This window comes from Thioclava sp. DLFJ5-1 (assembly GCF_002020115.1).
GTDB lineage: Bacteria > Pseudomonadota > Alphaproteobacteria > Rhodobacterales > Rhodobacteraceae > Thioclava > Thioclava sediminum.
Genome location: NZ_MPZU01000001.1, coordinates 354,176 through 374,961 on the forward strand (window position 1 = coordinate 354,176; position 20,786 = coordinate 374,961).

The following is a 20,786-nucleotide window of genomic DNA, read 5'->3' on the forward strand; positions in this document are numbered from 1 at the left end:
GCTTACGAGCCCAGCGCGACGGTCCCGCTCCAGCAGCCCGGGATCGGGTTGCGCGTGTCGAAGACAAGCGGGCAGGTTTCCACGGCTTTGATCGCACGATCCACGCGCGCATCGGCCATCGCTGGCGTCAGTCCGCTCGCGAGCGCATGGGCCACCGGATCGTAGAGCGCGCGGCCCGTCAGATCAGCGGTCGCGTGAGGCGTGGCTTCGCGCAGATCACCCGCGAGAGCAGAGCTGGCGACACCGGTCACAACCAGTGCGGTAAACGCCACCGCCGATGTCCTCCAATGCGCCATACAAGTTCCAAGCCGAATGCTTAACGATATAGGGCGAACCGTCTCGCTGTCCGCCCCTTGAGTTTGTGGCGCAAATGGGGCGGTGCGCAACTGGAATCTTGGCGAAAATTGAGCGAAAAGAACTATTTATAAGAAACAATCCCGCTCGATCTGCAGGCTTTATTTCCCCAGCTTGGAGAATATCCGATCATAGGCCGCAAGGAGCTGTCGGGCCGAGAAATCCCAGGACAGCGCATCGAGCACCCGCGCCCGGCCCAGCCGCCCCATCGAACGCGCGCGTTCGGGCGCCTCGATCAGGGCCGCGATCCGGGCGGCGAAGTCCTTCGGATCATTAGCACGGGCATAGAGCGCGGCCTCCCCCGCAGAGGCCCGCCCTTCGGTCAGTTCGAACTGCACCAAGGGCTTCTCGAGCGTCATGTATTCCATGACCTTGTTCATCGTGGAGATGTCGTTCATCGCGTTTTTCGGATCGGGCGCGACGCCGATATCGATCGCATTCATCGCCGCCAGCATATCCTCGCCGTAGAGCGGGCCGGTGAAGGTGAAATAATCGCTCAGGCCGCGCGCCGCGACGTCGGCCTCCACGGTAGGCAACTGGGGCCCGAAGCCCACGATCACCACATGCAGATCGCTGTAGCCGAGCTTGCGCACCAGATGCTCGACCGCCTGCACCAGAAGGTCCATCCCCTCCTGCTGCCCAATCACGCCGATATAGCCGAGCACGGTCTTCGCGCCCTTGCGATAGGCGGGATCGCCGGGTCCGGGCAGGAAGGTCTCGACGCGCGGGGCGGAGCGGACCACGAAGACGTCCTCGGGGGCCATGCCGCCGCGGGTGATCGCGATCTTGCGGAAGCTCTCATTGGTGGCCATCGACACCGAGGCGCTGGCGAAGGTGATCCGCTCCCAGATGCGCATCACGGCCCAGAGGAGCCCCTTCTTGCCGAACTTGGCTTCGAACAGCTCCGGGCAGACGTCGTGATGGTCGAACATGTAGTGCACGCCCGAGAGGCGATAGCGCCAGGCCAGAAGCCAGATCAGATCGGGCGGGTTGCAGCCCTGGATCACGTCGAAGCCGCGCTCGCGCCTCACCTGTTTCGCCAACCGGAACCACGCCTTGATCGCGTGCCAATATTCACGCGCATAGGCGACCGCGCCGGAATGGGCTTCGGGCGGTGCGGGGTGGCGGTAGATATGGATGCCCTCGATTTCCTCGTAAGCCGCGTCCCAGCCGCGCCCCATCGGACAGATCACCGAGACCTCGTAGCCCGCCCCGCGCAATGTCGTGGCCTCTAGCCAGACCCTGCGATCCAGCGGCACCGGCAGGTTCTCCACCACGATCAGAATGCGTCTCGCCATGCCCCTTACGACCCGCCCTTGCCACGGGGGCGGTTTGCCGCCCATTTTTATGTGAGCCCCTTTCGCTCACGTCTTACGACGGTTATGTCGCAGCCACGCGTTGGTTTCCACCCCGCATAACTCCGGATTTCCCCATATGTTGCGCTCTCTACTCTCCCGTCTCAAACCAGAGACCGCTCCCTCCTCGGCACCCAACGGTCTGCCCCGTCCGGAGGCGCCGATCTGCGTGATCGGGGACCTTCACGGCCGCGCCGATCTCTTGGGCAAGATGTTCGAGCGGATCGGGCAGGAACCGCAAGGCGCAAAGGCCCGTATCATCACGCTGGGCGACATGATCGACCGCGGCCCGAATTCGGCGCGGGTGCTGGCGACGCTTCATGCCGCGCAGCTTGCCAATCCCTCGCGGATGATCTGCCTGATGGGCAATCACGAGCGGATGATGCTCGATTTCCTGCTGTCGCCCGATGCGCGCACCGCCGGCTGGCTGCGCGTGGGCGGATTGCAGACGTTGCAGAGCTACGGCATCGCGCCGCCCGATCCGCGCGAGACGGATCCGGAGGTGCTGGACGCGCTGCGCATGGATCTCGCTCGCGCGCTTGGGCCGGACCTGCTGGCATGGCTCGATGCGCGCCCCGCGATGTGGCGCGAGGGTCGCTTCGCCGCGACCCATGCGGGGGCCGACCCCTATCACCCGATGGAACGCCAGAGCCGCGATGCGCTGCTCTGGGGTCATCCCCGGTTCGGGCAGATGACCCGGCGCGATGGGGTCTGGATCGCTTTCGGCCATTGGGTCGTGGAGCAACCTGTCGCCGATCAGGGCCGCATCGCGGTCGATACCGGCGCCTATGAGACCGGGCTCCTGAGTGCTGCCTGGCTCGACAAGGGCGGACTGCGCTTCCTGCAAGTCGAAGGCTGAAAGACGATGGGCGCCCCCCGAAGGGAGCGCCCGTTGGCAGGTTACAAGCCGTCTCTCTCTCGCAACCGGTGTTGGAATTACTTGCCCGTCTGGCGCAGCACCACGGCGACGGTCATCACGCAGAGCCACAGATCGTTCAGCAGCGACAGCCGCGCGTAATAGCGTTCGTCGAAGCGCACTCGGTCCACGAAGGCGGTGGTCGAACGCCCGGCGACCTGCCACAGCCCGGTGATGCCGGGGCGCATCTTGTAATAAGCCAGGCCCATCGCGCCTTTGTAGCTGGCCTCCTGATCGAGCATGAAGGGGCGCGGCCCCACGAGGCTCATCGTCCCGAACAGCACGTTGAAGAACTGCGGCAGCTCGTCGAGGCTGGTGCGGCGCAGGAAGCGACCGATGCGGGTGATGCGTGGATCGTCGTCGAGCTTCTGGTTCACCGACCATTCCAGCGCGAGCGCGGGGTTCTCGTTGCACATACGCACGAGCTGCGCCTCGGCATCGACATGCATGGTGCGCAGCTTGTAGCAACGGAAGCGCTTGCCGCCCTGCCCGACGCGGATCTGCGAATAGAAGGCGGGACCGCCATCGGCGCGCACCGCCAGCGCCAGAAACGCGATCAGCGGCAGCAGAACCGGAAGGATCGCGAGCACGGCGAGAATGTCGAACAGACGCTTGCCCATGCCCTCGTAGCGCAGAATACGCGACCGCGCCTGGGTGGCATCCGTTACACTTGCAAGCTCGAAATTGGTCGAGAGATCCGACATTTTCGCCCCTATTACCCTACCTCAGAGTGCGAACCTTCGAGCCCGCTTTTCTTTAACCCGGTTTTCATCTTTGATTCGTCCATAATTGTGACGAAAGCCGACAATTGTTGCGGCTCGGGGCTATAAAGAGATCACGGCAAAAAATCACAAGTCGTTGATCACTGTTATTTATCTTGTTGTTTTTTATGTCACATTTTTTCTGAACTGCGGAAATCCGCAGCCTCGCGGCACTCGCGCATAAGGCGATTAGCGCCAAAACTTCCCTAAGGTCACCTTCGGTTAAAAGGTTATGAAACCGGACGCCCGCGCAGACCCGCCGACAGGGTGGATTTACCGACCCCTCTTGATCGCGCGGCGCAACTGCCCATATCGGCTGGGAAGATGTTATGGAGATTAACATGACCCGAGACGATGCCCGCGCCCTCTATATCGAGCAGCGCGTCGCGAATGAGAAGAAGTCCGCCCTTCTGGGCTATGTGCTGTGGTTCATGCTGCCGATGCTTGGCGTGCACCGGATGTATATGGGGCGCGTCTTCTCCGGCGTGGTGATGCTGGCGCTGACCGGGATCGGCACGCTCCTGTCGCCCATCCTGATCGGCTTCATCCCGCTCGGCCTCGCAGGCCTGTGGTGGCTGATCGACGCGCTTCTGATGCCCGGCATGGTCTCGCAGGATATGGCCGAGACGCGCTGGCGGCTGATGCAGGAAGCTTAATCCGCCTGCCGGATCGGGTGCTCGGCCAGGGCCTGTGCCTGATCCGGGCTCAGGCTTTCGGGCCGCACCACCTGCGTGTGGATCGAGAAGATCACCGCATTCGTACGCGGCAGACGGAACAGGCATTGCCGCTCCACCCGTATATAAGGAGCGTCGGCGGGCGCGTGGGCGAATTCGTATTCAGAGCGCGGATCGTGCAGATGCGCGGCCGAGCGCGAGGCGGTCCCGCGCATCAGTCCCCTGCCCTCACGCACGCCATCGAGCAAGCGCTGCACCCGTTTGCCGAGATCGTCGGTGTAGATCTCGATCGGCTCGTGAATGCGCATCATCGGGCGCATGAACTTCTCGCGCAGCGTCCAGCCCGAAGGGAAACACAGCGCACCGCCAGTCAGCACATGCTCGGCATGGCCGAACGCGGCCTCATCGGCTTCCATCAGGCACAGATCGCATTGCAAGAGCCGTCCAAGCGTGGCGAGCGGGTCCGCACGATCCAGCGCGACCACCGCCCCATCGGGCCGCGTGACCGTCTCCGCACTGCCGGCAAATCCCAGCGCCGGAAGCATCGGCAGCACCAGATCGTAGAGCTCTTCCGCCGCAGGCCGCCCGTGCTCCGACAGGCCCAGCACCAGATCGCGCGCCTCCCCGATCAGCCGGTCGCGCAGGCCCATCTGCGCGGCATAGGCATCATCGACCTCGAGCCAATCCTCATATGTCACCGGGATCACCCCCGGCAGCCGCCGCGTGCGCGGATCGGCCCAGGGCGCGAAGCTCAGGCGGTTTTGCAGGATCGGTGTGGCGACAAGGTCTTTCATCCTCGCAGATTGCCGCGCGTCCCCGCCCGCGACAAGAGCGTCCGCGTCAGGGCTGCCCCGCGCTTCGCACATAGTCCGAGATCATCTCGTAATCCTTGCGCGGTCCCTGCACCCGCCAGATCGCCCGCCACTTCGGCCACGCGTCGAAGTCATAGCTCACGCGGTAATCGTCGGGGTCGCACCAATGGCTCGCGGCCGGGCTCAGCGGATCGAAACTGTGAAAGGGGCGCCCATCCTCGAAGGCCACGGCGATCTGCCCGCCCTCGGCTCGCCAGAAATAGCTGCGCTCGGCATGAAAGCTCTGACCGCCCGGCATCACCAGCTCGCCGGTCTCGCGATAATGCAGCCCGACCCCTTCGGGCGCGAAACAGGCGTGACCGTCAAAACGGGCCTTATTGCCGTCGCTATGCAGGATTTGGCGCGTCAGCACCCAGTTCCCCTCGAAATCCGACAGCTGCGGCATTGGCTCTCCCTTGCCCCAAAGGCAGGTGCAGTCTAACAAGCGCGCAACCACACGCAATCAAGAGGCCGCCGATGATCCCGCGTTATGCCCGCAAAGAGATGGTCGACATCTGGGAACCCGCCACCAAGTTCAAAATCTGGTACGAGATCGAGGCGCATGCCTGCGACGCTCAGGCCGAGCTGGGCGTGATCCCGAAAGAGAATGCCGAGGCCGTCTGGAAGGCCAAGGATGTCGAGTTCGACGTCGACCGCATCGACGAGATCGAAGCCGTCACCAAGCATGACGTGATCGCCTTCCTGACCCATCTGGCCGAACATGTGGGCTCGGAAGAGGCCCGTTTCGTCCATCAAGGCATGACCTCTTCGGACGTGCTCGACACTTGCCTCAACGTGCAGCTTGTGCGCGCGGCCGACATCCTGCTGACCGATCTCGATAAGGTTCTGGCGGCGCTGAAGAAGCGCGCCTACGAGCATAAGGACACGGTTCGCGTGGGCCGCTCGCACGGCATCCATGCCGAGCCGACCACGATGGGCCTGACCTTCGCGCGCTTCTACGCCGAGATGGACCGCAACAAGGCGCGCCTTCAGGCCGCCAAGGAAGAAGTCGCGACCGGCGCGATCTCGGGCGCTGTCGGCACCTTCGCCAATATCGACCCGCGCGTGGAAGAGCATGTCTGCAAGATGCTCGGCCTCAAGCCGGAGCCGATCTCGACGCAGGTGATCCCGCGCGACCGCCATGCGATGTTCTTCGCCACGCTGGGCGTGATCGCGTCTTCGATCGAAAACGTCGCGATCGAAATCCGCCACATGCAGCGCACCGAAGTGCTCGAAGGTGCCGAATTCTTCTCGATGGGCCAGAAAGGCTCGTCGGCGATGCCGCACAAGAAGAACCCCGTCCTGACCGAGAACCTCACCGGGCTTGCGCGCCTCGTGCGGATGACCGTGATCCCGGCGATGGAGAACGTGGCGCTCTGGCACGAGCGTGACATCTCGCACAGCTCGGTCGAGCGTGGCATCGGCCCCGACGCGACCGTGACGCTCGATTTCGCGCTGAACCGTCTGGCAGGCGTCGTCGACAAGATGATCATCTACCCCGAGAACATGCTCGCGAACATGAACAAGTTCCCCGGTCTGGTGATGAGCCAGCGCGTTCTGCTGGCGCTGACGCAGGCTGGCGTGTCGCGCGAAGACGCCTATGCGATGGTGCAGCGCAACGCGCTGAAGGTGTGGGAAGACCGCGTCGATTTCCGCGAACAGCTGCTCGCCGATAAGGATGTCGTGGCCGCTCTCGGCGTCGACGGCATCAACGAAAAGTTCGACATGGGCTACCATACCAAGCATGTCGACACGATTTTCGCCCGCGTTTTCGGCGAATAATCGAGAAACAAGCCCGTTCCGCGCCGCCTATGTCAGCCGACTATAGGCGGCGCGTGCGATTCGGGCTTACCCTAGGGCATCTAGCAAAGGGAGATTGCAGATGACCCGAACCATCCTTGCAGCCGCCGTGTTGATCCTCGCTCCTCTGGCCGCGTCGGCCGAGTGCTTTAGCGGCCACCAAGCTTCCATGTCCTGCCCGCAGGGCCAGGTCTGGGACAAGGACGCGAGTGCCTGCGTCCTGCAGTCCAGCTAACCGCTGAGACGGTAATCCCGTCTTAACGGCCTCCGTGCAAAGCTGACCGCGAAACCGCATTGGCCGCCCGCGCGGCCGATGCCCAGCACGGAGGTTCTCGCGGTGAATGCGATCGCGCCCATGGCGCTCGGTCATATGGCCGGGTCCGACTCGGCTGGCGACAAATCCGCCCGGCCGGCACCGCTTACGCGGTGCCAGAAAGCTGCGATCATCGTGCGGCTGCTCGCCTCCGAAGGGCTGAAACTGCCGCTGACGGAGCTGAGCGACGATCATCAGACCGAACTGACCGAGGCTGTGGCACAGCTGCGTCTGGTCGACCGCGCCACCATAGCGAGCGTGGTGGAAGAGTTCTGCGAAGAATTGGAAGCTGTCGGCATCGCTTTCCCCGGCGGTCTGGAAGGCGCGCTGTCGCTGCTCGACGGGCAGCTCTCGCCTTCGGCCTCGAACCGGTTGCGCAGGCTGGCCTCCAGCTCCTCGCGCGCCGACCCGTGGCAGCGGATCGCGGGCCTCACCGCAGAGGTGCTTCTGCCCGTGCTCGAAGGCGAAAGCGTCGAAGTGGGCGCGGTAATGCTGTCGAAGCTGTCGGTCGCGAAATCTGCCGAATTGCTCGGGCTGCTGCCCGGAGAGAAAGCGCGGCGGATTGCCTATGCGGTCTCGCTGACCGGCAATGTCGCGCCCGAAACCGTGCTGCGGATCGGGCAGGCGCTTGCGGCGCAGCTGGATGCCACCCCGCCCAAAGCCTTCGACTCCGGGCCGGTGGAACGGGTGGGCGCGATCCTGAACTACTCCGCCTCGGCCACCCGCGACGCGGTGCTCAAGGGGCTGGAGGAAGAGGACAAGACCTTCGCCGACGAGGTGAAGAAGGCGATCTTCACCTTCGCCAATATCCCCGCCCGCATCGATACACGCGATATCCCGAAAGTGCTGCGCGTGGTCGATCAGACGCAGCTGACCGTCGCCCTTGCCGGGGCCACCGGCCCGTTGCAGCCCGCAGCGGAGTTCATTCTCGCCAACATGTCCCAGCGCATGGCGCAAAGCTTGCGAGACGAGATGGCGAATCTGGGCAAGGTGAAGGAGAAAGACGCCGAAGAGGCGATGAGCGCGGTCGTCGCCGCGATCCGGGAGATGGAAGCCGCGGGAGAGATCTTCCTCGTCGCGGAGGACGACGATTGAGCGAAAGATTCTGTCGCCGCGCCCCGTTCGGCGCCGCTCTTCCCGCCAAAGCAGGGCCCTGCCCCGCAATGTTATCGCAAACACCGCGTGTTTACGCTAACATACTGTTTCAAAACCTTTTCCCGAATTGCATGCAATGGTATCCAGCGCCGAAATCACGCGCTTCGGAGAGATCATCATGACCGTCACCATCGGGATCAACGGCTTCGGCCGCATCGGGCGCTGCACGCTCGCGCATATCGCGGAAGCCGCGCGCAATGACGTGCAGGTCGTCAAGATCAACGCCACCGGCCCGATCGAGACCAACGCGCATCTCCTGAAATACGACTCCGTCCACGGCCGGTTCGGCGGGCAGGTGAAAGTGGCGGGCAACACGCTCGACCTCGGGCGCGGCCCGATCGACGTGATGTCGACCTATGACCCGGAAGAACTCGACTGGGACGGTGTCGATGTCGTCCTTGAATGCACCGGCAAGTTCAACGCCCGCGACAAGGCCGCCGTCCATCTGGGCCGCGGCGCGAAGCGGGTTCTGGTCTCCGCGCCTGCGACCGATGCCGACAAAACCGTGGTTTACGGCGTGAACCATCGCGAGCTGACGCCCGCGCATCACGTCGTCTCGAACGGGTCGTGCACCACGAACTGCCTCGCGCCGCTCGCCAAGGTGCTCAATGACACGATCGGCATCGAATCGGGCGTGATGACGACGATCCATTCCTATACCGGCGATCAGCCCACGCTCGACCGTCGCCACAAGGATCTCTACCGCGCCCGCGCCGCGGCGATGGCGATGATCCCGACCTCCACGGGCGCCGCGAAAGCCCTCGGCGAGGTGCTGCCCGAACTGCAAGGCCGCCTCGACGGCACCGCGCTGCGCGTCCCGACCCCCAATGTTTCCGCGGTCGATCTGACCTTCGAGGCGCGCAAGACCGTCACCCGCGACGAGGTGAACGAGATCGTCCGCGAGGCCGCCGCCGGCTACATGGGCATGGTGCTGGGCTACGACCCCGAACCGAAGGTCTCGATCGACTTCAACCACACGCAGCAATCCTCTATCTTCGCGCCGGACCAGACCAAGGTCGTGGGCAAGCTTGTCCGCGTCCTCGCCTGGTACGATAACGAATGGGGGTTCTCCTGCCGCATGGCCGATGTGGCCGGGGCGATGGGGCGACTCGTGCACTGACGCGCCAAACAAGGGCGCGCGAAGGGGATAGATGACCAATCGGATCGCGCTCTGGCTTGGGGCCCTCCTCATTTTGCTCATTTTGGCGGATGTGTTTGCCGATGACGGCCTCATCCTGCTGTTTCTGGCGAAAAAAACTGCCGATCTCGTTCAATATGTCGCTTTCTGGCGCTAGCATCGGGCTGCACCCCGTTGACCTTTGGCGCTGAACGCGCTTGTTAGCGTTAACGGAAGACCTGCCCGTGCAACTCCCTGCCGGGCAGCCAGCCAGAGGAGACGGATATGACGGTTAAAGTTGCCATCAACGGGTTCGGTCGCATCGGCCGCAACGTGCTGCGCGGGATCATCGAGTCGGGGCGCACCGACATCGAAGTGATCGCCATCAACGATCTCGGCCCGGTCGAGACGAACGCGCATCTGCTGCAATTCGACTCCGTACACGGCAAATTCCCCCATGAGGTCACGACCGGCGAAGACTGGATCGATGCCGGCCGCGGCAAGATCAAGGTCACCGCAATCCGTGACCCGAAAGAACTGCCCTGGGGCGATGTCGATGTCGCGCTGGAATGCACCGGCATCTTCACCGCGCGCGACAAGGCGGCCTTCCACCTCGAGAACGGCTCGAAGCGCGTTCTGGTCTCGGCCCCTGCCAGCGGTGCTGACAAGACCATCGTCTTCGGTGTGAACGACGGTGCGCTGACTGCGGACGACCTCGTCGTCTCGAACGCGTCCTGCACCACGAACTGCCTCTCGCCCGTCGCCAAGGCGCTGAACGACGCGATCGGGATCGAGAAGGGCTTCATGACCACGATCCACAGCTATACCGGCGATCAGCCGACGCTGGACACGATGCACAAGGATCTCTATCGCGCCCGCGCCGCCGCGCTGTCGATGATCCCGACCTCGACCGGCGCTGCCAAAGCCGTGGGTCTGGTGCTGCCGGAACTCAACGGCAAGCTGGACGGTGTCGCGATCCGCGTGCCGACGCCGAACGTCTCGGTCGTCGATCTGGTCTTCGAGGCCGGCAAGGACACCAGCGTCGAAGAGATCAATGCCGCGATCAAGGCGGCCGCTGACGGCCCAATGAAAGGCATCCTCGGCTATACCGACAAGCCCAACGTCTCGAGCGACTTCAACCACGACCCGCATTCGTCGATCTTCCACATGGACCAGACCAAGGTCATGGAAGGCCGCATGGTCCGTATCCTGAGCTGGTACGACAACGAATGGGGCTTCTCGAACCGCATGGCGGACACCGCCGTCGCGATGGGCAAGCTGATCTGAGCGTGATCGGGGCGCAGCCCCGGACATTGCGAACATGACGAAGGGGCGGACCATCTTGGGCCGCCCTTTTTCGTTCACCCCTCACACACGGCTCGCAGAGCATGCACGCGCCCTCTCACCCGCGCCGCGAGCCTTGATGCATGGTGATAGAACCCTTTGAAATCCGGGACGTTTCTGGGTCATGGAGCGCGCCGCCCGGCGCCTCCGCCTTAGCTGAACCCCGTCACGAAAGGGAATATCCCATGGAACGCAGCAAGAAATTCCTCGCCCTCGCCCTCTCCTCCGCGCTGATCGCGGGCCCCGCGAGCTTTGAGATGGCCAATGCCGCCACGACCAACGCCAGCAGCAATTCGAGCGGCACCGCGATGCAGAGCGCGCAGAGCCAAGGTAATGACGCTGTCTCGCAGACCACGGCAAGCTCGACCGACAAGGACTTGCTGACCACGGTCAATGACGCCTACACGGCGATGCGCGAAGTGCGCGCGGCGCGTCTGGCGATCTTCGATGGCAATACCGACATGGCGACCAAGATGACCAAGGACGCCACCGCGAAAATGCAGTCCGCCGAGAAGGCCGAGAGCAAATGGGGCGTGCCCTCGAAAGCGGGCAAGAAAGGCGTGACCTACCTGCCCTTCGACAGCTCCATCGCGCTTGGCGAAAGCTTCACGGTCACGCCGGATAACCAGAAAGCGGTCGGCAAGGCCAATCAGCAGATGGCGCAGGGCAACGCGAAAGCCGCGGCCAAAACGCTGAAGGACAACGATATCGACGTGTCGATTTCGGCGGCGATGGTGCCCGCGAAAGCGTCGCTCGCCCATCTGCAGGACGCCTCCAAGCTCATCAAATCGGGCAATTACTACGAGGCGAACCTTGCGCTGAAAGGCGTCGAGGATTCCGTCGTGATCGACCAATGGGGTCTCGATAACCTGCCGCAGCAGGCGGGGAACGCCACGAAATCCTCGGCAAATGCGAGCGGCAGCACTCAGATGAAGCAGAAATCGCAGCAGAGCGGCACGTCAGGCAACGCCGCCTCGAACGGCTGATCAGCGGTTTGCGTAAGCCTTGACCAAGGCATCGCGCACGGCGGGGGTGACGAATTTCGAGACATCCCCGTCGAGCCGGGCGATTTCCTTCACCAGCTTCGAGGCGATCGCCTGCCGCCGTGCATCGGCCATCAGGAACACCGTCTCGACCGAGGCGTCGAGCGCGCGGTTCATCCCGACCATCTGGAATTCATATTCGAAATCGGCCACCGCGCGCAGGCCGCGCACGATCACGCTTGCGCCGACATCCTTGGCGCAGTCGATCAGCAGGTTTTCGAAGGGATGGACGACGATCTCTCCGCCGCGGCGGTCGGTGATCTTCGCGCATTCGTCCTGAAGCATGGCGACGCGTTCCTCGAGCGAGAAAAGCGGCCCCTTGTCACGGTTGATCGCGACCCCGATCACGAGCCGGTCCACCAGAGCCATCGCGCGCTCGATAATATCGAGGTGGCCCAGCGTGACCGGATCGAAAGTTCCGGGGTAAAGACCGATCCGCATGGCATCCTCCCTCGTCGCCCGCCAAAAAGCTCAGCGCACGCAACTATATTGCGTGGCTAATTGCAAGCGGGAAGATGCCGCATTGCGGCATCAGTTGCCCATGATCATGCCCTGAAGCGACTCTTTCTCCATATGGAGCTCGTTCAGACGCGCCTTGACCACGTCCCCGATCGAGATCACGCCGACCATCTTGCCGTTCTCACGCACGGGCATGTGGCGGAAGCGGCCCTCGGTCATCAGGCTCATCACCTCTTCGGTGCTGTCCATCGGGGCACAATGCTTGACGTCACGGGTCATGACATCACTGGCGGTCATCACCAGACAATCCGCACCGCGCCGCGCGATTTCACGCACGACGTCGCGTTCCGAGACGATCCCGTCGACGGTTTCCCCGTCCTGCGAGACGATCACCGCACCGATGCGTTTCGAAGAAAGCGTGGCAATCACCTCGCTCAGCTTCATGTCGGGGGCGACGGTGAAAACTTCCATCTCGCCCTTGTTCTTGAGAATCTGCATAACCTGCATCGGCGTCTCCCTGAAAAACGTCGTCTAAACCCAAGCGTCCCACTGCTTTCATAGATTTGTCAACGGCTTTGCGGTTCACGGGACCGCCAGTTACATTTCAACCGCAGCGTGTTCGAGCCGCGCAACCTCGTCGCGAAGCCCCTGCCCCAGTGCTTCGGCGAAGCGCGTCAGGCGCTCGGATCGCCGGTCATCGGCATGGCGGATCAACCAGAAGGCGCGGTTGAGCCGGATCTCGTCGCCCAGCACACGCTGCACGCCGGGGGCGAAGGGGATCGCAAAGTCATGGACGATGCCAACGCCCGCGCCCGCCTCGATCATCCGGGTCTGCACGGCCGCTGAATTCGACGCGAGCCCCATCACCTCGGCCTCGGTCTCGGCGAAGTAATCCAGCTCCTTGTCGAAGATCATGTCGGGGATGTAGCCGATCATCCGGTGATGACGCAGATCCTCCTTGCAGGTAATCGGCGGCGCCTTCGCGAGATAGTCTCGATGGGCGGCGAGGCTGAGGTGGTAATCGCTCAGCTTCTGCACGGTCAGGCGGCCTGCCGTCGGGCGCGAGACCGCGATCGCCATATCCGCCTCGCGTTTCGAGAGGTTGAAAACGCGCGGCAGGGCGACGACCTGGATCTCCAGCCCGGGATTGTCTTCGGCGATCTTCGCGCAGACCTGCGGTAGAAGGTAATTCGCGCAGCCATCGGGCGCACCAATCCGCAATTGCCCCGTCAACTGGCCCGCGATGCCGGAGAGTTCCTCATCGGCGCCCGCGAAGACCTGCTCCGCCGCCTCGGCATGGGGAAGGAGACGGTCGCCCGACTCGGAGAGCGCATAGCCCTGTGGCGATTTCACGAAGAGTTTCGCGCCCACCCCCTCTTCGAGCCGCGCGATGCGCCGCCCCACGGTGGCCGCGTCCAGCTTCAACCGCCGTCCTGCGCCCGACAGGCTCTCGGCCCGTGCGACGGCAAGGAAAATCCGCAGGTCGTCCCAGTCCATATCGCACTCCTCTTTGCAAAAATGCAAAACGCTTTTGAGCTACTTCCTCTTTTATGCTCAATTTCGCAAGGCTAGAGTGCGCCCAAGCCAAGATTATCTGTAGGAGGAGCGTCTCATGGAAGAAATCGGTCACTGGATCAACGGCAAGCGCGTTGCGGGCACGTCCGGCCGCTTCGGCGAAGTCTTCAACCCCGCCACCGGCGAGCAGATCGCCAAGGTTGCGCTGGCCACCCCGGCCGAGCTGGATGCGGCAATCGCGGACGCCGCGAAAGCGCAGCTGGAATGGCAGAAGGTCAACCCGCAGCGCCGCGCCCGCGTGATGATGAAATTCGGTCAGCTGATCGAGCGCGACATGGACAAGCTCGCCGAGGCTCTGTCGAAAGAGCACGGCAAGACCATCCCGGACGCGAAGGGCGACGTGCAGCGTGGCCTCGAAGTGATCGAGGTCTGCATGGGCGCGCCGGCGATGCTCAAGGGCGAGTACACGGGCGACGCTGGCCCCGGTATCGACCTCTACTCGATGCGCCAGCCGCTGGGCGTCGTGGCTGGCATCACGCCGTTCAACTTCCCCGCCATGATCCCGCTGTGGAAAATGGGCCCGGCGCTTTCGGCCGGTAACGCGATGATCCTCAAGCCGTCCGAGCGCGTGCCGACCACCGCGATCATGCTTGCTGAACTGGCGCAGGAAGCCGGTCTTCCCGACGGCGTGCTGCAGGTCGTCAACGGCGACAAGGAAGCCGTGGACACGATCCTCGACCACGAGACGATCCAGGGCGTGGGCTTCGTGGGTTCGACCCCGATCGCGCAATACATCTACGGTCGTGCGGCCACCAACGGCAAGCGCGCGCAGTGCTTCGGTGGTGCGAAGAACCACATGATCATCATGCCCGACGCGGACATGGACAAGGCCGCCGACGCGCTGATCGGCGCGGGCTACGGCGCCGCTGGCGAGCGCTGCATGGCGATCTCGGTCGCGGTTCCGGTGGGCGACGGCACGGCGGATGCACTCGTTGAGCGTCTCGTTCCGAAGATCGAGAAGCTGAAAGTCGGCCCCTATACCGGCGGCGACGACGTGGATTACGGTCCCGTCATCACCAAGCAGGCGCAGGAGCGGATCAAGTCGCTCATCAATTCGGGTGTCGATCAGGGCGCGAACCTTGTCGTCGACGGCCGCGACTTCTCGCTGCAGGGCTATGAGGACGGCTTCTTCGTCGGCCCGTCGCTCTTCGACAACGTCACCCCCGACATGGACATCTACAAAGAGGAAATCTTTGGCCCGGTCCTGTCGATGGTGCGCACGAAGTCCTATGACGAGGCGCTCGATCTGGTCATCGACAGCCCCTACGGCAACGGCACCGCGATCTACACCGCCGATGGCGATGTGGCACGCGACTTCGCGGCGAACGTCAATGTCGGCATGGTCGGCATCAACTTCCCGATCCCGGTTCCGCTGAGCTACTACACCTTCGGCGGCTGGAAGAAGTCGGCCTTCGGCGACCTTAACCAGTACGGTCCCGACGCCTTCCGCTTCTACACCAAGACCAAGACCGTTACGGCGCGCTGGTTCTCGGGCATCAAGGACGAAGGCGCGGCGCTGAACTTCAAGGCGCTCGACTGATCTTTCGGCGGGGCGGTTCGCGAACCGCCCTCCCCCACAGATAGGAAAACGCCCCGCCGATGGACGGGGCGTTTTTCATTGGATGAGACCGTGCGGATCAGTCGATGTCCCAGTCATCTTCATGCGAGACGCCGCCCAAAGCCAGCCAATCCGCGCGCACCCGCGCCACACGGCTGTCGCCCCAGGTACGGAAGACGATCACGAAGCCCTCGGGCGTGACGCCGTCGCTGGAGATGTCCATCCGCGAATTGTGCTTACTGTCCACGTCCCACATCGACAACGAGACCTGGACCATCGGCGTCGCGCGGAAAGCTTCCGGGAAGGCAACCTTTTTGCGCAGCTCGCGCGGGCCCTCGCCCGTCCACATGGCGCCGCCATCCTGATAGTCGGAGAACAGCACGAGCGAGCCGCGTTGCATCCCCAGACGGTGGCTTTCGATCGTGATCATCGAGACAGGGCCTCTTTCTTTCAACCTGAGGCAGAGCTTACCCCAACTGCAGACAATAAAAAGCCCCGGAAAATCCGGGGCTTCCTAAATCTTTTGTCGAAGCGTCTCAGCTCAGCATATGCGAGCCGAGGGCCTCCATGTCAGCCAGCAGCTTCGCGGTCATGTCGGCCACCGAAGGATGCGCCTCGTCATGGACGCGGCGGGCTTCCTCGATCAGGCGATCGTGGACTTCCTTGGTGAACTCTTCCGCGGGCAGCGAACGCTCGGCCAGAACCGTGATCCCCTCGGGGGTGATCTCGGCGAAGCCACCCGTCACCGCGTAGCTCTGGGTTTCCGACCGCGTCACCATCGTCAGCTTGCCGGGACGCAGCGTGGTCAGCATCGGCGCGTGGCCGGGCATGACCGTGAGGTCACCATCCGCACCAGGCACCATGACCTCGACCGCCGCCTCTTCCGAGGCCAGCTTGCGCTCGGGCGCAACGAGATCGAATTGCATCGTGTCGGCCATAATGCCTCCTTACGCCGCAGCGGCGAGTTTCTCGGCTTTCGCTTTCACGTCCTCGATGCCGCCAACCATGTAGAAGGCTGCTTCGGGCAGGTGATCGTATTCGCCTGCAACAACCGCCTTGAACGACTCGATGGTGTCTTCGAGCGGAACCTGAACGCCGTCCGAACCGGTGAACACTTTCGCAACGTCGAAGGGCTGTGAGAGGAAACGCTGGATCTTACGGGCACGTGCCACGGTCAGCTTATCCTCTTCGGACAGTTCGTCCATGCCGAGGATGGCGATGATGTCCTGCAGAGCCTTGTAGCGCTGGAGGATCTCCTGCACCTGACGGGCGACCTTGTAGTGCTCTTCGCCGACGATGCCCGGGTCGAGGATACGCGAGGACGAGTCCAGCGGGTCCACAGCCGGGTAGATGCCGAGTTCCGAGATCGCACGCGACAGAACGGTCGTGGCGTCAAGGTGGGCGAAGGTGGTGGCCGGAGCCGGGTCGGTAAGGTCATCCGCGGGCACGTAGACGGCCTGGATCGAGGTGATCGAGCCAGCTTTCGTCGAGGTGATGCGTTCCTGCATCGCGCCCATGTCGGTGGCCAGCGTCGGCTGGTAGCCCACTGCCGAGGGGATACGGCCCAGAAGTGCGGACACCTCGGAACCCGCCTGCGTGAAGCGGAAGATGTTGTCCACGAAGAACAGAACGTCGGTGCCCGACTGGTCACGGAACTGCTCGGCCAGCGTCAGACCGGTCAGAGCGACACGCGCACGCGCACCCGGAGGCTCGTTCATCTGGCCGTAGACCAGAGCCACCTGCGAGCTCGACAGATCGTCGGGCTTGATGACGTTGGATTCGATCATCTCGTGGTAGAGGTCGTTCCCTTCACGGGTCCGCTCGCCCACACCGGCGAACACGGAGTAACCCGAGTGCACCTTCGCGATGTTGTTGATCAGCTCCATGATCAGAACGGTCTTGCCGACGCCAGCGCCGCCGAACAGGCCGATCTTACCACCCTTGGAGTAGGGTGCGAGCAGGTCGATGACCTTGATGCCGGTCACGAGGATTTCCGAGGCGGTCGCCTGGCTCTCGAAGTTCGGCGCGGGCTGGTGGATGGCGCGGGTTTCGTCCGCTTCCACGGGGCCCTTCTCGTCCACGGGCTCGCCGATAACGTTCAGGATGCGGCCAAGGGTGGCGTTGCCGACCGGCACCGAGATCGGCTTGCCGGTGTCTTTCACGCCGGCGCCGCGCACGAGACCTTCGGTCGCGTCCATTGCGATGGTGCGCACCGAGTTTTCGCCGAGGTGCTGAGCCACTTCGAGAACGAGGCGCTTGCCGTTGTTCTCGGTTTCCAGCGCGTTGAGGATCGCAGGCAGCTCGCCGTCGAACTGCACGTCGACGACGGCGCCGATGACCTGGGTCACTTTACCATTGCTTGCCATGTCTGTCTTTCTCCGGTTCCGTCAGAGCGCCTCGGCGCCCGAAATGATTTCGATGAGTTCCTTGGTGATCGCGGCCTGGCGCGTGCGGTTGTATTCGATCGTCAGCTTGTCGATCATATCGCCCGCATTGCGCGTCGCAGAGTCCATCGCAGACATCCGCGCACCTTGTTCCGAGGCACCGTTTTCCAGCAGAGCCGTGAAGATCTGCGTCGCGACCCCACGCGGCAGCAGATCCTCGAGGATTTGCGTCTCGCTGGGTTCGTAGTCGTAGTTCACGCTCGGCGTTTCTTCGCCCTCTTCCGGTTCATAGGAAGCGGGGATGATCTGCTTCGCGGTCGGGCGCTGCGCGATCACGCTCTCGAAGATCGAGAAGAAGATCGTCGCGACGTCGAATTCACCCTTGTCGAAGCGACCGATCAGGTCGCGGGCGATCTTCTGCGCGTCGTCATAGCTCAGGCGCTTGACGTCGCTCAGATCGACGTGGCCGATGAAGTACTGACCGTATTCACGGCGCAGCGCATCGCGGCCTTTCTTGCCGACGGTGAGGATCTTCACCTCTTTGCCCTCGGCCAGCAGCTTGTCAGCCGTCTGGCGCGCGAGCTTCGCAATATTGGCGTTGAAGCCACCGCACAGGCCGCGTTCGGCGGTCATGACCACCAAAAGCTGCACCTTGTCCGAACCGGTGCCCGAGAGCAGGCGCGGCGCGTTGTCCCGGCCCTGGACCGAACTTGCGAGCCCCGCCATCACGGAGTGCATCCGCTCGGCATAGGGGCGCGCAGCTTCGGCCGCTTCTTGAGCGCGGCGCAACTTTGCGGCGGCGACCATTTGCATCGCCTTGGTGATCTTCCGCGTGTTCTTGACGCTTCCGATCCGGTTTTTAAGGTCCTTAAGGCTGGGCATGTCCCTGTCCTTTCAGGCCAATCACGCGTAGGTCTTGGCGAATTCGTCGATAGCGGCTTTCAGCTTGTCGGCCGCGTCACCCTTGATCTTCGGATCCTCGTTCGTGAGCCAGTCTAGGATGTCCTTGCGCGAGTTGCGCAGGTAATCCAGCAGACCCTGTTCGAACTTGCCGACCTCGGAAACCGGGATGCTATCGAGGAAGCCGTTGGTGCCGGCGAAGATGACGGCCACGATTTCCGCGTTGGTGAGCGGCGAATACTGCGGCTGCTTCATCAGCTCGGTCAGGCGCGCACCGCGGTTCAGCAGCTTCTGGGTTGCGGCGTCGAGATCCGAGCCGAACTGAGCGAAGGCCGCCATTTCGCGATACTGTGCCAGTTCCAGCTTAACCGGGCCTGCCACGGTCTTCATCGAGTTCGTCTGAGCCGACGAGCCAACGCGCGACACCGACAGACCGGTGTTCACGGCGGGACGGATACCTTGGTAGAACAGTTCCGTCTCGAGGAAGATCTGACCGTCGGTGATCGAGATCACGTTGGTCGGGATGAAGGCCGACACGTCGCCGCCCTGGGTTTCGATGACCGGCAGAGCGGTCAGCGAACCGGCGCCGAAGTCTTCGTTCAGCTTCGCCGAACGCTCCAGCAGGCGGGAGTGCAGGTAGAACACGTCGCCCGGGTAAGCTTCGCGGCCCGGCGGGCGACGCAGCAGCAGCGACATCTGACGATAGGCGACAGCCTGCTTCGAGAGGTCATCATAGATGATCAGCGCGTGCATGCCGTTGTCGCGGAAGTATTCCGCCATCGCGGTCGCGGTGTAGGGCGCGAGGTACTGCATCGGCGCGGGGTCCGAAGCGGTCGCGGCGATCACGGTGGTGTATTCGATCGCACCGGTCTCTTCGAGCTTCTTCACCAGCTGCGCCACGGTCGAGCGCTTCTGGCCGATCGCGACGTAGAAGCAGTGCAGCTTGTTGGACGGATCAGCGTCGTTATACGACTTCTGGTTCAGAATGGTGTCGAGCGCGATTGCGGTCTTACCGGTCTGACGGTCGCCAATGATCAGCTCGCGCTGGCCACGGCCGATCGGAATCATAGCGTCAACCGACTTGAGGCCCGTCGCCATCGGCTCGTGAACCGATTTACGCGGGATGATGCCCGGAGCTTTCACGTCGGCGACGCGACGCTCTTTCGCTTCGATGGCGCCTTTGCCGTCGAGTGCGTTGCCGAGACCGTCGACCACGCGGCCGAGCAGCGCTTCACCGACCGGCACGTCCACGATGGAGTTCGTGCGCTTGACGGTGTCGCCTTCTTTAATGTCTTGGTCCGAACCGAAGATCACGACACCGACGTTGTCGGTTTCGAGGTTCAGTGCCATCCCGCGGATACCACCGGGGAATTCAACCATCTCACCGGCCTGGACGTTGTCGAGCCCGTAGACGCGCGCGATACCGTCGCCAACCGACAGCACGCGACCGACTTCGGCCACTTGGGCGTCCTGCCCGAAATTCTTGATCTGCTCCTTGAGGATCGCAGAAATCTCAGCTGCTTGGATGCCCATTTATCCGACCTCTTTCATGGCGTTCTTGAGAGAAGCGAGCTTCGAACGGATCGACGTGTCGACCATGCGCGAGCCCAGCTTTACGATCATGCCACCGATGAGGCTTTCATCGACGGCGGTGTTCAGTTTGACGGTCTTGCCCGTCTGGTTTTTCAGCACTTCGGCGAGCTTCTTGGCCTGTGCGGAGCTGAGCTTGCTGGCCGAGGTGACATCTGCGGTCACTTCGCCCTTCTCGTCCGCGATCAGATCCGACAGCGCCTTGAGCAGCTGCGGCAGCACGAAGAGACGACGCTTGGCGCCCATCAGTTGCAGACCGTTCTTCATCGGGTCCGACAGGCCCATCTTGCCTGCCAGAGCGCCGATTGCAGCTGCCTGCTGGTCGCGCGTGTAGACCGGCGATGCAATCACCTCACGCAGCTCGTCAGAGCCAGCCAGCGCCTCCGAGAGCGCGGAGACATCGGCTTCGAGCGCGGCGAGGGCATTTGCTTCGCGCGAGAGTTCAAAAATGGCCAGCGCATAGCGGCCGGCGATGCTTGCGGAAATCGAAGCTGGTTCGGACACGTCCACCCTTCCGATGCGTTTTGCCCCGACCCGGAACAGGCCATGGGGCGCTCCCCCGGCGCGCTTGAGACATGCCCTCCGCGCCGCTTATCGGGGAGGTCACTAGCAGAGCAATCCCCCCCTCGCAACCATC

24 protein-coding genes are annotated in these 20,786 nt (G+C 63.2%); 10 read left to right on the plus strand and 14 right to left on the minus strand.

What is annotated here, in order from left to right:
- Positions 1–2: 2 nt before the first annotated feature.
- The gene (locus BMI86_RS01720) at positions 3–272 is read right to left on the minus strand and encodes a hypothetical protein (protein WP_078539495.1); all 270 of its coding nucleotides are present in this window, start codon (positions 270–272) and stop codon (positions 3–5) included.
- A gap of 183 nt (positions 273–455) precedes the next feature.
- On the minus strand, positions 456–1,652 hold the full coding sequence (locus tag BMI86_RS01725) for a glycosyltransferase family 4 protein (protein WP_078539496.1): 1,197 nt from the start codon (positions 1,650–1,652) through the stop codon (positions 456–458).
- Positions 1,653–1,878: 226 nt separating this feature from the next.
- On the opposite strand from BMI86_RS01725, the gene BMI86_RS01730 reads away from it, so the two are divergent.
- Positions 1,879–2,568, plus strand: a complete 690-nt coding sequence (locus BMI86_RS01730; protein ID WP_232621733.1) for a metallophosphoesterase — start codon at positions 1,879–1,881, stop codon at positions 2,566–2,568.
- 77 nt (positions 2,569–2,645) lie between these two features.
- Here the strand turns inward: BMI86_RS01730 and BMI86_RS01735 are convergent, their stop codons facing one another.
- Positions 2,646–3,329: a sugar transferase gene (locus BMI86_RS01735; RefSeq protein ID WP_246831608.1), complete on the minus strand. Its 684-nt coding sequence runs from the start codon at positions 3,327–3,329 to the stop codon at positions 2,646–2,648.
- Positions 3,330–3,727: 398 nt separating this feature from the next.
- On the opposite strand from BMI86_RS01735, the gene BMI86_RS01740 reads away from it, so the two are divergent.
- Positions 3,728–4,042 (plus strand): TM2 domain-containing protein, encoded by a 315-nt coding sequence (locus BMI86_RS01740; RefSeq protein WP_078540401.1) that lies wholly within the window; start codon positions 3,728–3,730, stop codon positions 4,040–4,042.
- Here BMI86_RS01740 and BMI86_RS01745 read toward each other — a convergent pair.
- Positions 4,039–4,854 (minus strand): DUF3445 domain-containing protein, encoded by an 816-nt coding sequence (locus BMI86_RS01745; RefSeq protein WP_078540402.1) that lies wholly within the window; start codon positions 4,852–4,854, stop codon positions 4,039–4,041. The two genes, BMI86_RS01740 and BMI86_RS01745, sit on opposite strands and share 4 nt — an antisense overlap.
- A 46-nt stretch (positions 4,855–4,900) precedes the next feature.
- Positions 4,901–5,317, minus strand: a complete 417-nt coding sequence (locus BMI86_RS01750) for a DUF6314 family protein (RefSeq protein ID WP_078539498.1) — start codon at positions 5,315–5,317, stop codon at positions 4,901–4,903.
- 71 nt (positions 5,318–5,388) lie between these two features.
- Between BMI86_RS01750 and purB the strand changes: the two genes are divergently transcribed.
- The 7 genes from purB to BMI86_RS01780 all read left to right on the plus strand — a co-directional run bounded on the left by purB (position 5,389) and on the right by BMI86_RS01780 (position 11,626).
- Positions 5,389–6,693, plus strand: a complete 1,305-nt coding sequence (gene purB, locus BMI86_RS01755) for an adenylosuccinate lyase (RefSeq protein WP_078539499.1) — start codon at positions 5,389–5,391, stop codon at positions 6,691–6,693.
- A 100-nt stretch (positions 6,694–6,793) separates the two neighbouring features.
- On the plus strand, positions 6,794–6,946 hold the full coding sequence (locus tag BMI86_RS20830; RefSeq protein ID WP_098410593.1) for a chitin-binding domain-containing protein: 153 nt from the start codon (positions 6,794–6,796) through the stop codon (positions 6,944–6,946).
- Positions 6,947–7,081: 135 nt separating this feature from the next.
- Positions 7,082–8,119, plus strand: a complete 1,038-nt coding sequence (locus tag BMI86_RS01760; RefSeq protein ID WP_078540403.1) for a FliG C-terminal domain-containing protein — start codon at positions 7,082–7,084, stop codon at positions 8,117–8,119.
- 178 nt (positions 8,120–8,297) lie between these two features.
- Positions 8,298–9,299, plus strand: coding sequence for a type I glyceraldehyde-3-phosphate dehydrogenase (gene gap, locus BMI86_RS01765; protein ID WP_078519392.1), 1,002 nt, complete (start codon positions 8,298–8,300; stop codon positions 9,297–9,299).
- 31 nt (positions 9,300–9,330) lie between these two features.
- A complete protein-coding gene (locus BMI86_RS01770; protein ID WP_078539500.1) occupies positions 9,331–9,474 on the plus strand; it encodes a glyceraldehyde-3-phosphate dehydrogenase in 144 nt (47 codons plus the stop codon).
- A gap of 107 nt (positions 9,475–9,581) precedes the next feature.
- The gene (gene gap, locus BMI86_RS01775) at positions 9,582–10,583 is read left to right on the plus strand and encodes a type I glyceraldehyde-3-phosphate dehydrogenase (protein ID WP_078519393.1); all 1,002 of its coding nucleotides are present in this window, start codon (positions 9,582–9,584) and stop codon (positions 10,581–10,583) included.
- Between the two features lie 242 nt (positions 10,584–10,825).
- Positions 10,826–11,626 (plus strand): YfdX family protein, encoded by an 801-nt coding sequence (locus BMI86_RS01780; RefSeq protein WP_168173764.1) that lies wholly within the window; start codon positions 10,826–10,828, stop codon positions 11,624–11,626.
- Here the strand turns inward: BMI86_RS01780 and coaD are convergent, their stop codons facing one another.
- The 3 genes from coaD to BMI86_RS01795 form a co-directional block, all read right to left on the minus strand.
- Complete coding sequence (gene coaD, locus BMI86_RS01785) at positions 11,627–12,124, minus strand: pantetheine-phosphate adenylyltransferase (RefSeq protein WP_078519395.1); 498 nt, start codon at positions 12,122–12,124, stop codon at positions 11,627–11,629. It lies immediately after the preceding gene.
- Between the two features lie 90 nt (positions 12,125–12,214).
- Positions 12,215–12,649: a CBS domain-containing protein gene (locus BMI86_RS01790; RefSeq protein ID WP_078539502.1), complete on the minus strand. Its 435-nt coding sequence runs from the start codon at positions 12,647–12,649 to the stop codon at positions 12,215–12,217.
- 90 nt (positions 12,650–12,739) lie between these two features.
- Complete coding sequence (locus BMI86_RS01795) at positions 12,740–13,639, minus strand: LysR family transcriptional regulator (RefSeq protein WP_078539503.1); 900 nt, start codon at positions 13,637–13,639, stop codon at positions 12,740–12,742.
- 115 nt (positions 13,640–13,754) lie between these two features.
- Between BMI86_RS01795 and BMI86_RS01800 the strand changes: the two genes are divergently transcribed.
- Complete coding sequence (locus BMI86_RS01800; protein ID WP_078519398.1) at positions 13,755–15,257, plus strand: CoA-acylating methylmalonate-semialdehyde dehydrogenase; 1,503 nt, start codon at positions 13,755–13,757, stop codon at positions 15,255–15,257.
- A gap of 97 nt (positions 15,258–15,354) precedes the next feature.
- Here the strand turns inward: BMI86_RS01800 and BMI86_RS01805 are convergent, their stop codons facing one another.
- From BMI86_RS01805 to BMI86_RS01830, 6 genes are all read right to left on the minus strand, one after another.
- On the minus strand, positions 15,355–15,705 hold the full coding sequence (locus BMI86_RS01805) for an H-type lectin domain-containing protein (protein WP_078539504.1): 351 nt from the start codon (positions 15,703–15,705) through the stop codon (positions 15,355–15,357).
- A 106-nt stretch (positions 15,706–15,811) separates the two neighbouring features.
- Positions 15,812–16,213 (minus strand): F0F1 ATP synthase subunit epsilon, encoded by a 402-nt coding sequence (locus BMI86_RS01810; protein ID WP_078519400.1) that lies wholly within the window; start codon positions 16,211–16,213, stop codon positions 15,812–15,814.
- 9 nt (positions 16,214–16,222) lie between these two features.
- Entirely contained in the window at positions 16,223–17,641 is a 1,419-nt protein-coding gene (gene atpD, locus BMI86_RS01815; RefSeq protein ID WP_078519401.1) for a F0F1 ATP synthase subunit beta, read from the minus strand.
- Positions 17,642–17,662: 21 nt separating this feature from the next.
- Positions 17,663–18,541 (minus strand): F0F1 ATP synthase subunit gamma, encoded by an 879-nt coding sequence (locus BMI86_RS01820; protein ID WP_078539505.1) that lies wholly within the window; start codon positions 18,539–18,541, stop codon positions 17,663–17,665.
- A 21-nt stretch (positions 18,542–18,562) separates the two neighbouring features.
- Complete coding sequence (atpA, locus tag BMI86_RS01825) at positions 18,563–20,092, minus strand: F0F1 ATP synthase subunit alpha (RefSeq protein ID WP_078539506.1); 1,530 nt, start codon at positions 20,090–20,092, stop codon at positions 18,563–18,565.
- Positions 20,093–20,653 (minus strand): F0F1 ATP synthase subunit delta, encoded by a 561-nt coding sequence (locus BMI86_RS01830; RefSeq protein WP_078539507.1) that lies wholly within the window; start codon positions 20,651–20,653, stop codon positions 20,093–20,095.
- Positions 20,654–20,786: the final 133 nt, after the last annotated feature.

Coding starts and splice junctions, on each gene's coding strand:
- BMI86_RS01725 (WP_078539496.1), bottom strand. CDS start 1,652: ATGGCGAGACGCATTCTGATCGTGGTGGAGAACCTGCCGGTGCCGCTG.
- BMI86_RS01735 (WP_246831608.1), bottom strand. CDS start 3,329: ATGTCGGATCTCTCGACCAATTTCGAGCTTGCAAGTGTAACGGATGCC.
- BMI86_RS01740 (WP_078540401.1), top strand. CDS start 3,728: ATGACCCGAGACGATGCCCGCGCCCTCTATATCGAGCAGCGCGTCGCG.
- BMI86_RS01745 (WP_078540402.1), bottom strand. CDS start 4,854: ATGAAAGACCTTGTCGCCACACCGATCCTGCAAAACCGCCTGAGCTTC.
- BMI86_RS01750 (WP_078539498.1), bottom strand. CDS start 5,317: ATGCCGCAGCTGTCGGATTTCGAGGGGAACTGGGTGCTGACGCGCCAA.
- purB (WP_078539499.1), top strand. CDS start 5,389: ATGATCCCGCGTTATGCCCGCAAAGAGATGGTCGACATCTGGGAACCC.
- BMI86_RS20830 (WP_098410593.1), top strand. CDS start 6,794: ATGACCCGAACCATCCTTGCAGCCGCCGTGTTGATCCTCGCTCCTCTG.
- BMI86_RS01760 (WP_078540403.1), top strand. CDS start 7,082: ATGGCCGGGTCCGACTCGGCTGGCGACAAATCCGCCCGGCCGGCACCG.
- gap (WP_078519392.1), top strand. CDS start 8,298: ATGACCGTCACCATCGGGATCAACGGCTTCGGCCGCATCGGGCGCTGC.
- BMI86_RS01770 (WP_078539500.1), top strand. CDS start 9,331: ATGACCAATCGGATCGCGCTCTGGCTTGGGGCCCTCCTCATTTTGCTC.
- gap (WP_078519393.1), top strand. CDS start 9,582: ATGACGGTTAAAGTTGCCATCAACGGGTTCGGTCGCATCGGCCGCAAC.
- BMI86_RS01780 (WP_168173764.1), top strand. CDS start 10,826: ATGGAACGCAGCAAGAAATTCCTCGCCCTCGCCCTCTCCTCCGCGCTG.
- coaD (WP_078519395.1), bottom strand. CDS start 12,124: ATGCGGATCGGTCTTTACCCCGGAACTTTCGATCCGGTCACGCTGGGC.
- BMI86_RS01790 (WP_078539502.1), bottom strand. CDS start 12,649: ATGCAGGTTATGCAGATTCTCAAGAACAAGGGCGAGATGGAAGTTTTC.
- BMI86_RS01795 (WP_078539503.1), bottom strand. CDS start 13,639: ATGGACTGGGACGACCTGCGGATTTTCCTTGCCGTCGCACGGGCCGAG.
- BMI86_RS01800 (WP_078519398.1), top strand. CDS start 13,755: ATGGAAGAAATCGGTCACTGGATCAACGGCAAGCGCGTTGCGGGCACG.
- BMI86_RS01805 (WP_078539504.1), bottom strand. CDS start 15,705: ATGATCACGATCGAAAGCCACCGTCTGGGGATGCAACGCGGCTCGCTC.
- BMI86_RS01810 (WP_078519400.1), bottom strand. CDS start 16,213: ATGGCCGACACGATGCAATTCGATCTCGTTGCGCCCGAGCGCAAGCTG.
- atpD (WP_078519401.1), bottom strand. CDS start 17,641: ATGGCAAGCAATGGTAAAGTGACCCAGGTCATCGGCGCCGTCGTCGAC.
- BMI86_RS01820 (WP_078539505.1), bottom strand. CDS start 18,541: ATGCCCAGCCTTAAGGACCTTAAAAACCGGATCGGAAGCGTCAAGAAC.
- atpA (WP_078539506.1), bottom strand. CDS start 20,092: ATGGGCATCCAAGCAGCTGAGATTTCTGCGATCCTCAAGGAGCAGATC.